The sequence below is a fragment of the Streptomyces prunicolor genome, assembly GCF_045162825.1.
Taxonomy (GTDB): domain Bacteria; phylum Actinomycetota; class Actinomycetes; order Streptomycetales; family Streptomycetaceae; genus Streptomyces; species Streptomyces prunicolor.
This window is the reverse complement of record NZ_CP108676.1, coordinates 3738109-3751620: the sequence shown is the minus strand read 5'-3', so window position 1 is coordinate 3751620 and position 13512 is coordinate 3738109. Positions and strand designations below refer to the sequence as shown.

Below are 13512 nucleotides of genomic sequence, written 5' to 3'. Positions count from 1 at the left end.
TCATGGCTGACGCGGCGATGTGGCTGGAGACGACGGGCGCCGTAGCGGCTGCCGGTGGTGTCGGCTACGCGAAGTACCGCGCTCCTCGCGCGTACTGGTCGCTGGTCGGTCTGCCTGCCACGTGGGGCCGGTTCACGGTGACGTATCGCTCGACGATGGACGTGTGCGGGCTGACGGTTCAGCCGTCCGGCCTGCGGGCGTTCATGGCGCGTAACGTCGCCCGCCGTCAGGTGCAGCCGGTTCCGCCGAAGATCCGCCGGGTCCGGGGCACCATGACTGGACTGCGGGTGACCCTGCGTCTGCCCGCCGGTTTGGAGCCTGCCGACGTGATTGCCTCCACGGAGCGGTTGCGGCATGCCTGGGGTGTGCACGCGGTGCGGGTGGCGGTGACGAAGCCGGGGTTCGTGGAACTGCGGATGACCGGGTATGACGTGCTACGCCGGGTGCGGATGCCGCGCAAGGCACAGCCTCACGGTCTGGTGGTGCCGGTGGCGCTGCGGGATGACGGGACCGTGTTCGAGCGGGACTACCGCAAGGTCCCCATGGCGCTCACGCTGGGGGCGAACAACTCGGGGAAGTCCACGTTTCAGCGCAACCTGATCAAGGGGCTGGCTCAACTGCCGGTCGCGCTGGTGGGGATGGACTGTAAGCGCGGGGTGGAACAGTCCGTGTTTGCGCCGCGTCTGTCGGCCCTGGCGACCACCCCGGACGATGCCGCCTCGCTGGCGGATGTGCTGGTCACGGAGATGGAAGACCGCTTCGATCTGCTGCACCTGTACGGCGCCTCGGACATCTGGCAACTGCCTGAGGACGTGCAACCGGCCCCGGTCGTGGTGCTGGTCGACGAGATCGCCGAACTCTTCCTGATCTCCCGCAAGGAAGACGAGGACCGCCGTACGCGGATCGTCACGGCGTTGATCCGGCTGGCGCAGATGGCCCGTTCGGTTGGCATCTATCTGGAGATCTGCGGGCAGCGCTTCGGCTCCGACCTCGGCAAGGGCGCGACCATGCTGCGCGCTCAGCTCACTGGGCGTGTCGTGCACCGGGTCAACGACAAGGAGACGGCTGAGATGGGGCTGAAGGATGTTGCCCCGACTGCCGTGTCGGCTGCCTGCATGATTCCTGCCGACCGTGCCGGTACGGCCGTGGCCACGGATGCGGATGGCGGCTGGTCCCTGATCCGTACACCCGAGATCTCCCGCGAGGAAGTAGCCGCGGTCTGCCGGGACTTCGACCACCTGGTGCCCGACCTGCCGTTCCTCAGGCCCTTCGCCCCCGCCGCGTCCTCACCGCTCATCGGCGCCCCGTCGCTGGTCAAGCCGTAGCGGCTCCTGCTCCATCGGTCGGCGTGACCGCCTCACGCCAGGTCCCTACCCCCGCCATGCCGAAAACCGGAAGGAGATCACCGCTCATGGCCACTGCCGACACCGCCGCCCGCGAGACCGACGCGAAGGACTGCCCGGTCTGCAAGGGCACCGGAGAGGTTTCCCGCACGGTCCACGTCGGCCGCAAGCGCCGTGCCGTTGGTCAGCAAACCGGCCTCTGCCTCAACTGCCTGGGCAGTGGCGAAGCCCCTGCCGAATGACCTGCCGGGGACGGGCGGCTGGCGATCGCTTCCCCGCCCGCTCCTGGCCCAACTCTCCTGAAGGGAGGTGCCGTTCATGGTCCGCTCGGTCCGTCTGGACGCAGTCCTGATCCAAGCCGTCATCGCCGGTGCCCTCTCGTTCGCCCACCTGCACGACCTGGCGGAAGCGGCCCATCAGTCCGGTTGGAAGGCCTGGGCCTACCCGGTCTCGGTCGACCTGCTGATGGTCGCCGCCTGGCGTCGGCTCCGCATGGCCTTCCGCGACCGCGCTGCCTGGACCTGGTTTGTGATCGCGCTGTCCGCCTCGCTCGGGGCGAACGTCGCCACCGCCGGACTCCTCGATCTCGAACACGTTCCGGCCTGGTTGCGCATCCTCGTTGCTGGATGGCCCGCTCTCGCGTTCCTGGGCGGAACCCTTCTGGTCCACTCGCCCACCGCCGCGCCCGTTCCCGCACAGCCTGTGGACGAAGTGGCCGCGCCGGAAGTCGAGATGCACCGCGTCGACGAGCCTGCCCCGGCTGTCGGCCCGGCGCCGGAACTGCCTGCTGCACCCGAGCCGCCCGCGGCCCCCGCGCCCGTGGTTCCGGTCGCGCTCCTTGACCACGCTCGGAAGATCGCCGAAGCCCACCAGGCCTCGACCGGGTCACCGATGCCCGCCGACGTGCTGTCGACCCGGCTTCAACTGCCCGCCCCGATGACCGCGGCGATCGCCGCACAGCTCCAACTCACCTGATCAGAAGGGAGAGATCGGCAATGCCCCACTCCTTCGACGGCCCCTCCGACTACGTGGAGGCGGCCCGCGAGATGGCCGCTACCGGCCGCCCGACCCTGGCCCGCCTGCTCGCTGAGGAGGCCGCCGACCGCACCCCGGACACGGACCGGGCGGCCCGCATCCTCGACGAGTTCCCCGGCCGCACCCTGCGACGGGAGGTCTGACTCGTGAGCGCTTACCGCCGCTTCCGACACGTGATCCGCGTCGGCCCCGTCCAGGTCGCCACCTACAACGACGGCCGCGGCCGTGAGAAGCACACCACGGCCTGCACTGCCCCGGACTGCGGGTTCTCCAGCGACTACCACGACCGTGCCGCCGCCGAACTTGCCGCCCACACCCACCGCTGCACGGCCTGAAAGGGAGATCACGTCATGGCTGTTCCGCTCTGGTTCGCCCTGCTCATCGTCGCGTGGCTGGGCATCAAGCTCATCCGCCCGCCGGTGTGGCTGGTGATCGTGCTCCTGCTCGGCGGCTACCTCATCGCCGACAGCATCCTCGCCCCCGCCATCGCCACGGTCCTGAAGTAGCCCAACTCGAAGGGAGATTAACCGTGTTCACCCCGAAGTACCCCCCGCAGGACACCGCCCCCGCCCCGGTTCTCTACGTGCCGACCGCCGGCGCCCCGGTGCCCGCCGGGCAGGCCCCAGCTCCGCTCGCTCCGGTCTCGAACCGTCCGACCGTGCAGCTCACCCCGGGCAGTGCGCTCGCCCTCGCGGCTGGCGGCGGTGCCGTGGTCCTCGTCGTCGGCGCGGTCCTGGTCTCGCTGCTGCTCGCGGTCGCCATCACGGGCATGTCCGTCGCCGTGGTCGCGGTCGTCCTGCGTTCCCTGCTGAAGGACCTCAACAACCAGCGTTAACCGGCCCCCGGAGCGGCCTCGGTCGCCAAACTTCCGCCGCTCCGGGCGCCTCACCCATTCCTGATCCAACGGACCCGAAAGGGACGCCCCATCATGCACCAGCACGCCCCGAGCATGCCCGTCTGCCGCGACTGCGACGGCTTCGCCACCGCCGCAATCACCACCGGCACCCGCCACGACGACGGCACCCGCGTCACCCTCCGCGTCACCTGCAAGGCCTGCAAAGGCACCGGTCACACCGCCCCCGCCCCCGCCCTCGTCCGCGCCGGGAGGTGACGGCGATGTTCCGCAAGCTCCCCGCCGACCTCACCCCGACCGAGGACAGCCCCGGCCTGCGCGTCAAGGCCGGTACTCGATACAGCCCCTCCCAGGGCGACTACATGTGCGGCGGCTGCGGTGCCGAGAACCACGCCAACGGCGACACCGACGTCACGGCCCTGGTCGAGGACTACAGCGCCAACCACGGTCCCGCCCACCGGCAGGGAGGTGCGCGGTGAACACTGCACTCCCCAACGGCCTTCGGGTGCTGGACCTGTTCTGCAAGCAGGGCGGTGCCGCCAAGGGCTACGCCGACGCCGGATTCGACGTGACCGGAGTCGACGTCGACCCCCAGCCCCGCTACCCGTACCGCTTTATCCAGGCCGACGCGGTCGCCTTCATCCGCGAGCACGGCGCCGAGTTCGACTTCATCCACGCCTCACCGCCCTGCCAGTTCTACACGCAGTGCCAGCGCATCCAGGGTCGCGAGCACCCCGCCCTGATCGCCCCGACCCGTGCCGCCCTGGAAGCCACCGGACGGCCCTGGGTGATCGAGAACGTAGAGGACGCGGCCCCTGAGCTGCGCGATCCGGTGACCCTGTGCGCGGCCGTGTTCGGGATGCGCACCTACCGCCACCGCCTGTTCGAGACCGGAGGCGGCTTCACCTTCACCCCGCCCCGCCACCTGCCCCACCTCGCGCCCCTGACCAAGATGGGACGGCCCCGCGCGGCCGGGCACTTCGCCCACTACGTCGGCAACTTCTCCGGCGTCCAGGAAGCCCGCGACGACATGGGCGTGCCCTGGATGAACCGCGACGGCATCCGCGAGTGCATCCCGCCCGCCTACGCCGAACTGATCGGCCGCGCCTTCGTCACCTCCCGTCTGGGGGTGGCTGCATGACCGACACCGCCACCCTGGCGGGTCTCGACCCGGCCACCCTCGGCGACGTGCTGAGGGTGGCCGGGTCGGCTGACTTCGACCGCTGGCAAGACCAGATCCGCCGCACCGGAGGCTGCTCCGACCCGATCCGCCTCGCCGGCGCAACCAAGACCATCGACCCGGCCACCAAGACCGTGCTCTACGCCTACACGACCGAGCACGAGCCCGGCGGCATGCTCCGCATCGCGTGCGGCAACCGCCGCGCCTCCCGCTGCCCGGCCTGCGCCTGGACCTACGCAGGCGACACCTACCACCTCATCCGCGCCGGACTCGTCGGCGACCCCGCCAAAGGCACCCCGCACACGATCCGCGACCACCCCCGCGTCTTCGCCACCCTCACCGCCCCCTCGTTCGGCCCCGTCCATAACCGACCCGGCAACCGGCCCTGCCGCTGCGGCACCCGCCACGGTGAGGACGCACCCGAACTCGGCACCCCACTCGATCCGGCGACGTACGACTACGCGGGCGCCGTGCTGTGGAACAACCACGCCTCCGACCTGTGGCGCTACTTCACGATCTACCTCCGCCGCGAGATCGCCAAGCGCGCCGGACTCACCCAGAAGGAAGCCCGCGAACAGTCCCGCGTGGCCTTCGGCAAGGTCGCCGAATACCAGAAGCGCGGAGCCGTCCACTTCCACGCTGTGATCCGCTTCGACGGACCGGAAGGGCCCGAAAGCCCACCGCCGGCATGGGCCACACTCGACCTGCTCGACGACGCGATCCATGCCGCTGCCGCCCGCGTCGCGGTCGAGGTCGACCCGGCCCGGTATCAGCCGGACCCCGACCAGCCCGCCCGCACGGAGCCAGCCCGCACGCTGAGTTGGGGCACTCAGCTCGACGTGCAGCCGATCGGCGCCTTCGGCCACGGCGAAGAGATCACCGAACAGGCGGTCGCCTCCTACGTCGCCAAGTACGCCACGAAGGCGGCAGAGACCACGGGCACGGTCGACCGCCGGATCGGCAACAAGGAAGCCCTCGTGCTGCTCGGCGTGCCCGACCACCCCCGCCGGCTAATCGAGGCCTGCCTGGACCTGCACGCGCTCTACCCGGACCGCAAGCTCCGGGACTGGGCTCACATGCTCGGCTTCCGGGGCCACTTCTCGACCAAGTCCCGCAGCTACTCGACCACCTTGGGCGCCCTGCGACAGGTCCGCGCCGACTACCGCGCAGCCCAACACCGTGAAGCCCTCGGCCTGCCCGACCCCGACGACAACCCGGAGGCAACCACGCTCACCCTCGCCCACTGGACCTACGCAGGCCACGGCTACACCCCCGGCGAATCCTGGCTCGCCGCCAACATCCGCCGCGACATCCAACTCAACCGCGAAACCGCACGCGAGGAACTACCCGCCCTGCTCGAACTCGAAGGAGCCGCCGCATGACTGATCGTTTGTTGGATGTGGCGGAGGCCGCCGTACTGCTCGGGACTTGGAAGAAGAGCGGGGAGCGTTTCCCGCGTCGCTTGATCGAGGAGCGTCGGATCAGTTACGTCAAGGTTGGCCGGTACGTTCGCATCAAGGAGAGCGTCGTACAGGCGTACATCGAGGCCAACACCGTGCAGCCCCGTCGGCAAGGCGTCGTCCTCCGGGGGGTGGCTGCCTGATGGCCAGCAAGCGCCGACAGTTCGGCCGTGTCCGCAAGCTGCCGTCCGGCCGCTACCAGGCCCGTTACGTCGGTCCTGACGGGCAACTCCGGCCGGCCCCGGAGACGTTCCGCACGAAGAGGGACGCTGACGACTGGTTGGCCGACAAGCAGACCGAGATGCGCCGTGGCGACTGGCACGACCCGGACGCCGGGAAGGTGGCGTTCGGCCCGTTCGCCGCTGCCTGGATCACGGAACGCGAACTGACCACGACCACACGGCAGTTGTACGGCTCGCTGTTGCGGCACCACCTTGAGCCCACCTTCGGGGCGGTCGACGTCGCCGAGATCTCGCCCCCGTTCGTGCGGCGTTGGCGGGCCGACAAGCTCGCGTCGGGCACCGGTCCTACGACCGTCGCCAAGGCGTACGCCCTGCTGCGCGCGATCCTGGGGACGGCCGTGTCCGACCTGATGATCAGGCGCAACCCGTGCACGATCAAGGGTGCCAGCACCGTTCACACCCCGGAGCGACCCACCGCCACCGTGCAAGAGGTGTACGACATCGCGGACGCGATCCAGCCCCGCTACCGGACGCTCGTGCTCCTGGCCGGCTTCCTCGGTCTGCGCTGGGGCGAGCTGATCGGCCTGCATCGCCGGGACATCGACCTCGACCACGGAGCCGTACGCGTCCGCCGTGCCGTCGCCGAACTGAACAACGGGCAGCGGGAGATCAAGGCGCCCAAGAGCGCTGCGGGCAAGCGCACCGTATCCATTCCGGCCGCGATCATTCCGGACCTCCGCGACCACCTGAAGCGGTATGCCGAGCCGGGCGCGGACGGCCGTGTCTTCATCGGCGCCAAGGGGGCGACCCCGCGCCGCAACCACTTCAACGGGCTGTGGCGCAAGGCCTGCGACGACGCCCGGATCAAGGGCCTGCACTTCCACGATCTCCGGCACACGGGCAACACCCTCGCCGCGTCGACCGGGGCCAGCACGCGTGAGCTGATGGCGCGCATGGGTCACAGCACCGCCCGCGCCGCGCTGATCTATCAGCACGCCAGCGTCGAGCGTGACCGGGTGATCTCCGACGCCGTGTCCGGTCTCGTCGACAAGGGCCGGAAGAAGAAGCGCAAGCCCAAGAAGAAGCAAGATCCAAAGACCAAGGGGCATGCGGGGGACACGGCAGACTGATCGAGGCCCCTGGAAACGATCAGGGCCAGGCGGAGGAGTGATCCTCTGACCTGGCCCTAAGTCTTTTGGAGCGGGCGACGGGAATCGAACCCGCGTAGCTAGTTTGGAAGACTAGTGCTCTACCATTGAGCTACGCCCGCACGTGACGCACCGCAGGTCAGACGACCGCGGCACAGGAGGCATCGTAGCGGGTCGGGTGCCCTCCGCGCACACCGCGTTCCCCATGCCCCCTCCGGCACCCCGGCGCTCGTGAAATGCGGCGGCCGAGCGGCCTGCGGGCATGTACCCTACGTGACGCACCAGACGGGGTGTGGCGCAGCTTGGTAGCGCGTCCGCTTTGGGAGCGGAAGGCCGTGGGTTCAAATCCCGCCACCCCGACCACCTGCCGGACCTTCGGGACCGGTACCACCGGACCTCCGGACCGGTACCACACGAGTACCTCGTGAGATCGCCTTTTGGGGGGTCTCGTCGCTGCGGCTACTATGCAAGCTGCGCGCCCGTGTGTCTCTCACACTCTGAAGTCCTCCGGGCGACCAGAAACCGCCGGACCTGTCTGGGTCCGCAACCCAAGAAGTCAGCCCCCAAGGAGACCGAACCGTGAAGAGCGCCGTGGAGACCCTGAACCCGACCCGGGTTCGGCTCAGCATCGAGGTGCCCTTCGAGGAGCTCAAGGACAGCCTCGACGCGGCGTACAAGAAGATCAACCAGCAGGTCACGGTGAAGGGCTTCCGGAAGGGCAAGATCCCGGCTCGCGTCATCGACCAGCGGTTCGGCCGCGGTGCGGTTCTGGAGGAAGCGGTCAACGACGCGCTTCCGAAGTTCTACACCGAGGCGGTCAACGAGGCGGAGCTCAACCCGCTCGGCCAGCCCGAGGTCGACATCACGGAGCTGAAGGACGGCGAGACGCTGAACTTCACCGCCGAGGTCGACATCCGCCCGACCATCGAGATCCCGGACTACTCGGGCATCGAGGTCGAGGTCGACGCCGTGGAGGTCAGCGAGAAGGACATCGACGAGTCGGTCGAGCAGCTCCGCGAGCGCTTCGCGGCGACCTCCCCGGTCGAGCGCGCCGCCGCCGACGGTGACGTCGTCACCCTCGACCTGGAGGCCAAGGTCGACGGCGAGGTCCTGGAGGACGGTGTCGCCGAGGGCGTCTCCTACACCATCGGCTCCGGCGAGCTCCTCGAAGGCATCGACGAGGCCGTGACCGGCCTGGAGGCCGGCGGCGAGGCCGCCTTCGCCTCCGAGCTCAAGGGCGGCTCCGCGGCCGGCCAGGAGGCCCAGGTCACCGTCAAGGTCACCCAGGTCGCCGCCCGCGAACTGCCCGCACTGGACGACGAGTTCGCCCAGCTCGCCTCGGAGTTCGACACCCTGGAGGAGCTGCGCGCGGACAGCCGCAAGCGCCTCGAGAACATGAAGCAGTACGACCAGGCCACGCAGGCCCAGGAGCGCGTCCTGGAGAAGCTGCTGGAGCTCGTCGAGGTGCCCGTCCCCGAGAAGCTCCTCGAGGACGAGATCAACACCCGCAAGCACAACCTGGAGCACCACCAGCTCGGTCAGATGGGCCTCGACCTTCCCCAGTACCTGGAGATCCAGGGCAAGACGGAGGAGGAGTTCGAGACCGAGACCAAGGAAGCCGCGGTCAAGGGCATCAAGACGCAGTTCGTCCTCGACGAGCTCGTCAACAAGGAGAAGCTGAACGTCAACCAGGAGGAGCTCACCGAGCACCTCATGCGCCGCGCGGCCTCCTCCGGCATGTCCCCCGACCAGTTCGCCCAGGCCGTCGTAGAGGGCGGCCAGGTCCCGCTCCTGGTCGGCGAGGTCGCCCGCGGCAAGGCCCTGGCGGTCGTCGTGGAGGCGGCCACGGTCAAGGACACCAACGGCGAGGTCGTGGACCTCGACGACGAGGACGACGAGACGGCCACCGAGACGGCGGAGACCGTCGAGGAGCCCACCGAGGCGTAAGCAGCCGCACACGAGGGCCCTGGGGTGATCAGACCCCGGGGCCCTTTTGTCATACGCCCACTGGGGCGCCCTGAAGGGGCGCGGGGCTGTATCGATTTGCGGCTCCGCCGCGCGGGCGCGCCCAGCCCCCACGAACCCGCAGCCCCGCTACAAACCGTCCCCACCCCACCGCGAGGGATTCCGCTCAGGCCGGCGCAGCGCTGTGTGCTGACAGCGAACAGTTCCCTTTGCGGGATTCTCCGAAGGGACCCGCGCGTTAGGGTCCATGAATACGAGGGCAGGGGAGTCCCCATTGCCCCCGGCAGTACACGGTGAGACGGCCCGGCGCCGTCGTAAAGACGAGCAGGTGGATACGTGACGAATCTGATGCCTACAGCCGCCGGCGAGCCCTCTATCGGTGGCCTCGGCGACCAGGTCTACAACCGGCTGCTCGGTGAGCGGATCATCTTTCTCGGCCAGGCGGTCGACGACGACATCGCCAACAAGATCACCGCGCAGCTCCTCCTCCTTGCCTCCGACCCGGAGAAGGACATCTTTCTGTACATCAACAGCCCCGGTGGTTCGATCACCGCGGGCATGGCGATCTACGACACCATGCAGTACATCAAGAACGACGTGGTGACCATCGCCATGGGCATGGCGGCCTCGATGGGCCAGTTCCTGCTCAGCGCGGGCACCCCCGGCAAGCGCTTCGCGCTGCCGAACGCCGAGATCCTGATCCACCAGCCCTCCGCCGGCCTCGCCGGTTCCGCGTCGGACATCAAGATCCACGCCGAGCGGCTGCTGCACACCAAGAAGCGGATGGCGGAGCTGACCTCCTTCCACACCGGCCAGACGGTGGAGCAGGTCACCAAGGACTCGGACCGTGACCGCTGGTTCGACCCGATCGAGGCCAAGGAGTACGGCCTCATCGACGACATCATGCCTACGGCCGCCGGTATGCCGGGCGGCGGCGGCACCGGGGCCTGAGGCCCCAGGACAGCCCCCAGCCGACCGCCACAGCCCCCAGGAGAGAGACAGTGAACGACTTCCCCGGCAACGGCCTGTACGAGCACGCACGCGCCGAATACACGGCTCCCGCCGCCGAATCCCGCTATGTGATCCCGCGTTTTGTGGAGCGCACCTCGCAGGGCGTGCGTGAGTACGACCCGTACGCGAAGCTCTTCGAGGAGCGCGTGATCTTCCTCGGAGTCCAGATCGACGACGCGTCGGCCAACGACGTCATGGCGCAGTTGCTGTGCCTGGAGTCGATGGACCCCGACCGTGACATCTCGATCTACATCAACAGCCCGGGCGGCTCCTTCACGGCCCTGACTGCGATCTACGACACGATGCAGTTCGTGAAGCCCGACGTCCAGACGGTCTGCATGGGCCAGGCCGCGTCCGCCGCCGCCGTCCTGCTGGCCGCCGGTACGCCGGGCAAGCGCATGGCGCTGCCGAACGCGCGCGTGCTGATCCACCAGCCCTACAGCGAGACGGGCCGGGGCCAGGTCTCCGACCTGGAGATCGCGGCCAACGAGATCCTCCGCATGCGTGCCCAGCTGGAGGACATGCTGGCCAAGCACTCGACGACCCCGCTGGACAAGATCCGCGAGGACATCGAGCGCGACAAGATCCTCACGGCCGAGGACGCCCTGTCGTACGGCCTGATCGACCAGATCATCTCCACCCGGAAGATGAACAACGCCGACGTCCGCTGACCCGGACCTGTATCGTCCACCACCCCTCGGCACGGTCCACGTGGAAGTGAACCGTGCCAAGGGGGGCCCGAACGGGGGGCCCGGCAAGGTACCGTCGGACATAAGGCAGCACCAGGAGTCGCTGGACCTAGGCGTCTCCCAGGCGAAGGGGAAGCACACCGTGGCACGCATCGGTGACGGCGGCGATCTGCTCAAGTGCTCGTTCTGCGGCAAGAGCCAGAAGCAGGTCAAGAAGCTCATCGCAGGGCCCGGTGTGTACATCTGCGACGAGTGCATCGACCTCTGCAACGAGATCATCGAGGAAGAACTCGCGGAGACGAGCGAGGTCCGCTGGGAGGAACTCCCCAAGCCCCGCGAGATCTACGAGTTCCTGGAGGGCTACGTCGTCGGCCAGGAGTCGGCGAAGAAGGCCCTCTCGGTCGCGGTGTACAACCACTACAAGCGCGTCCAGGCCGGTGAGCACGGCGGCGGTCAAAGCCGCGAGGACGCCATCGAGTTGGCGAAGTCCAACATCCTCCTGCTCGGCCCCACGGGCTCGGGCAAGACCCTCCTCGCCCAGACCCTGGCCCGCATGCTGAACGTGCCGTTCGCGATCGCCGACGCGACCGCGCTCACGGAGGCGGGCTATGTCGGCGAGGACGTCGAGAACATCCTGCTGAAGCTCATCCAGGCCGCTGACTACGACGTCAAGAAGGCCGAGACGGGCATCATCTACATCGACGAGATCGACAAGGTCGCCCGCAAGAGCGAGAACCCGTCGATCACGCGTGATGTGTCCGGCGAGGGCGTCCAGCAGGCCCTGTTGAAGATCCTGGAGGGCACGACGGCCTCGGTCCCGCCGCAGGGCGGCCGTAAACACCCGCACCAGGAGTTCATCCAGATCGACACGACGAACGTCCTGTTCATCGTGGGCGGCGCCTTCTCGGGCCTGGAGAAGCTCATCGAGTCCAGGGCCGGCGCCAAGGGCATCGGCTTCGGCGCGACCATCCGCTCCAAGCGGGAGTTGCAGGCCAAGGACCAGTTCGAGGACGTCATGCCCGAGGACCTGGTGAAGTTCGGCATGATCCCCGAGTTCATCGGCCGGCTGCCCGTCATCACCTCGGTCCACAACCTGGACCGCGAGGCCCTGCTCCAGATCCTCATCGAGCCGCGCAACGCACTCGTCAAGCAGTACGAGCGCCTCTTCGAACTCGACGGCGTGGAGCTGGACTTCGAGCGCGAGGCCCTCGAAGCCATCGCCGACCAGGCCATCCTCCGCCAGACCGGCGCCCGCGGCCTGCGCGCCATCATGGAGGAAGTCCTCCAGGGCGTCATGTACGAGGTCCCGTCCCGCAAGGACGTGGCCCGCGTCGTCATCACGGCGGACGTCGTCCTGTCGAACGTCAACCCGACCCTGATCCCGCGCGACGCGCGGGGCCGCGGCCCGGGCGAGCAGAAGACGGCGTAACCGACAGTCTCGGTACGGCGGTCTCGGTACGAAAGTCTCCGTACGACACGAAGGGCGCCCGGTCAGTCAACTGACCGGGCGCCCTTCGTAGTTGAGGCCTTCGGGGTCAGGCCTTCACCCGAACTTCCTTGCGGAGCTTGGTGGTCATGGAGACGGCGGTGTCCTTCGACACGTCGGCCGTGTTGTCGCCGGGGGAGACCATGGCGATGGTGCTGTAGTCGGCCCAGGCGCAGAACCAGTCGGTCTGCTGCTTCTTGGTCAGCTGGTTGGTCGCCTTGGTCGCCTGGCACTTCATGACCGCGCCGTCGATGTCGACCGACTCGGCCTGCCCGACCAGTTCGCTCCCGCCCGTCGAGCTGCTGCTGGAGGAGTTGCTCTGCTTGACGTCCTTCTGGATGTCCGCGAAGAACGCGTCCAGGGCCTTCTCCGGATCGGCGATCTTGCCGTAGGCGCCGATGAGGGAGACGCCCTTGGCCGTGAGGAGTTCCGCCTGGCCGGGCGCGGTGGAGGGGTCGTCCGGGTCGTAGCCGCTCAGGTCGGCCGTCGTGTAGGCGCCGAAGACGGCGGTGCCGTTCTTGACGCCGCTCTTCTCCAGGTCCTTCACGGTCGACGAGCCGTTGTCGCTGGTGTCGCCGTCCTTGGTCGCCCGGTTGTAGTCGCCGAGCACCTTCGCCGGCGTCGTCAGCTTGTGGGCACCGTCGTCCGTGAGACCGGATCCGCTGCCGTTCGCCAGCACGAAGTAGGCGCCGACGGCCACCGCGGCGACCACCGCGACCGCGCCGATGACCAGCCCCGTCTTCTTCTTGCCCCCGCCCGGGGGAGGCTGCGGAACGCCGTACGGGGGCTGCCCGTAAGGAGGTTGGCCATAGGGCGCCTGCTGACCGTACGGCTGCTGCGGCTGGCCGTAGGGACCCTGCGGCGGGACGCCCTGCGGAGGCTGGGGCTGCTGGGGGTAGCCGTACCCGGGCTGGGCGGGCGGAGCCTGCTGGGGGTAGCCGTAGCCGGGCTGGGGGGCGCCCTGCGGCGCCTGCTGAGGAGGCGGGCCGTAGGGACCCGGCTGACCGTACGGTCCGGGCTGCTGGGGCTGCCCGCCGTACGGGCCCGGCTGGTTGTAGCTCATTCTGGGTTCCCCTCCAGATACTTATGCGATCCAAACATCCTGGCCCAGTCACAGGAACCACATGGCGGCGGGGGGCGCACCGTTACAGAACAAACGC

At 68.8% G+C, this 13512-nt stretch carries 18 protein-coding genes and 2 tRNA genes; 18 read left to right on the top strand and 2 right to left on the bottom strand.

Going from position 1 to position 13512, the window contains the following annotated elements; all coding sequences use genetic code 11:
* Positions 1 to 2: 2 nt before the first annotated feature.
* From OG588_RS16820 to OG588_RS16760, 13 genes are all read left to right on the top strand, one after another.
* Positions 3 to 1325, top strand: a complete 1323-nt coding sequence (locus OG588_RS16820; RefSeq protein WP_405948003.1) for an FtsK/SpoIIIE domain-containing protein — start codon at positions 3 to 5, stop codon at positions 1323 to 1325.
* Between the two features lie 86 nt (positions 1326 to 1411).
* Positions 1412 to 1585, top strand: a complete 174-nt coding sequence (locus tag OG588_RS16815; protein WP_405948002.1) for a hypothetical protein — start codon at positions 1412 to 1414, stop codon at positions 1583 to 1585.
* A 76-nt stretch (positions 1586 to 1661) separates the two neighbouring features.
* Positions 1662 to 2318 (top strand): DUF2637 domain-containing protein, encoded by a 657-nt coding sequence (locus OG588_RS16810; protein WP_405948001.1) that lies wholly within the window; start codon positions 1662 to 1664, stop codon positions 2316 to 2318.
* 20 nt (positions 2319 to 2338) lie between these two features.
* Entirely contained in the window at positions 2339 to 2521 is a 183-nt protein-coding gene (locus OG588_RS16805) for a hypothetical protein (protein WP_405948000.1), read from the top strand.
* 3 nt (positions 2522 to 2524) lie between these two features.
* Positions 2525 to 2713 (top strand): mobile element transfer protein, encoded by a 189-nt coding sequence (locus OG588_RS16800; protein ID WP_405947999.1) that lies wholly within the window; start codon positions 2525 to 2527, stop codon positions 2711 to 2713.
* A 15-nt stretch (positions 2714 to 2728) separates the two neighbouring features.
* Positions 2729 to 2884, top strand: a complete 156-nt coding sequence (locus OG588_RS16795) for a hypothetical protein (protein WP_405947998.1) — start codon at positions 2729 to 2731, stop codon at positions 2882 to 2884.
* Between the two features lie 23 nt (positions 2885 to 2907).
* Positions 2908 to 3213, top strand: a complete 306-nt coding sequence (locus tag OG588_RS16790) for a SpdD protein (RefSeq protein ID WP_405947997.1) — start codon at positions 2908 to 2910, stop codon at positions 3211 to 3213.
* A gap of 93 nt (positions 3214 to 3306) precedes the next feature.
* The gene (locus OG588_RS16785; protein WP_405947996.1) at positions 3307 to 3489 is read left to right on the top strand and encodes a hypothetical protein; all 183 of its coding nucleotides are present in this window, start codon (positions 3307 to 3309) and stop codon (positions 3487 to 3489) included.
* A gap of 5 nt (positions 3490 to 3494) precedes the next feature.
* On the top strand, positions 3495 to 3710 hold the full coding sequence (locus tag OG588_RS16780; protein WP_405947995.1) for a hypothetical protein: 216 nt from the start codon (positions 3495 to 3497) through the stop codon (positions 3708 to 3710).
* A complete protein-coding gene (locus OG588_RS16775; RefSeq protein WP_405947994.1) occupies positions 3707 to 4372 on the top strand; it encodes an SAM-dependent methyltransferase in 666 nt (221 codons plus the stop codon). Before OG588_RS16780 ends, OG588_RS16775 begins: the two co-directional genes overlap by 4 nt.
* Entirely contained in the window at positions 4369 to 5793 is a 1425-nt protein-coding gene (gene repSA, locus OG588_RS16770) for a replication initiator protein RepSA (protein WP_405947993.1), read from the top strand. Before OG588_RS16775 ends, repSA begins: the two co-directional genes overlap by 4 nt.
* On the top strand, positions 5790 to 6014 hold the full coding sequence (locus OG588_RS16765; RefSeq protein ID WP_405947992.1) for an excisionase family DNA-binding protein: 225 nt from the start codon (positions 5790 to 5792) through the stop codon (positions 6012 to 6014). The genes repSA and OG588_RS16765 overlap by 4 nt, the downstream gene beginning before the upstream one ends.
* Positions 6014 to 7183: a tyrosine-type recombinase/integrase gene (locus OG588_RS16760; RefSeq protein ID WP_405947991.1), complete on the top strand. Its 1170-nt coding sequence runs from the start codon at positions 6014 to 6016 to the stop codon at positions 7181 to 7183. The genes OG588_RS16765 and OG588_RS16760 overlap by 1 nt, the downstream gene beginning before the upstream one ends.
* 66 nt (positions 7184 to 7249) lie before the next feature.
* On the opposite strand, the gene OG588_RS16755 is transcribed toward OG588_RS16760, so the two are convergent.
* Positions 7250 to 7323: transfer RNA gene (locus OG588_RS16755), tRNA-Gly, on the bottom strand.
* A 164-nt stretch (positions 7324 to 7487) separates the two neighbouring features.
* Between OG588_RS16755 and OG588_RS16750 the strand changes: the two genes are divergently transcribed.
* The 5 genes from OG588_RS16750 to clpX all read left to right on the top strand — a co-directional run bounded on the left by OG588_RS16750 (position 7488) and on the right by clpX (position 12295).
* Positions 7488 to 7564: transfer RNA gene (locus OG588_RS16750), tRNA-Pro, on the top strand.
* A gap of 216 nt (positions 7565 to 7780) precedes the next feature.
* The gene (tig, locus tag OG588_RS16745; protein WP_405947990.1) at positions 7781 to 9148 is read left to right on the top strand and encodes a trigger factor; all 1368 of its coding nucleotides are present in this window, start codon (positions 7781 to 7783) and stop codon (positions 9146 to 9148) included.
* A 366-nt stretch (positions 9149 to 9514) separates the two neighbouring features.
* Positions 9515 to 10117: an ATP-dependent Clp protease proteolytic subunit gene (locus OG588_RS16740; RefSeq protein WP_019063216.1), complete on the top strand. Its 603-nt coding sequence runs from the start codon at positions 9515 to 9517 to the stop codon at positions 10115 to 10117.
* A 50-nt stretch (positions 10118 to 10167) separates the two neighbouring features.
* Complete coding sequence (locus OG588_RS16735) at positions 10168 to 10848, top strand: ATP-dependent Clp protease proteolytic subunit (RefSeq protein ID WP_019063217.1); 681 nt, start codon at positions 10168 to 10170, stop codon at positions 10846 to 10848.
* Positions 10849 to 11008: 160 nt separating this feature from the next.
* Positions 11009 to 12295 (top strand): ATP-dependent Clp protease ATP-binding subunit ClpX, encoded by a 1287-nt coding sequence (clpX, locus tag OG588_RS16730; protein WP_026151385.1) that lies wholly within the window; start codon positions 11009 to 11011, stop codon positions 12293 to 12295.
* Positions 12296 to 12401: 106 nt separating this feature from the next.
* Here clpX and OG588_RS16725 read toward each other — a convergent pair whose 3' ends face one another.
* The gene (locus OG588_RS16725) at positions 12402 to 13415 is read right to left on the bottom strand and encodes a hypothetical protein (RefSeq protein WP_405947989.1); all 1014 of its coding nucleotides are present in this window, start codon (positions 13413 to 13415) and stop codon (positions 12402 to 12404) included.
* Positions 13416 to 13512: the final 97 nt, after the last annotated feature.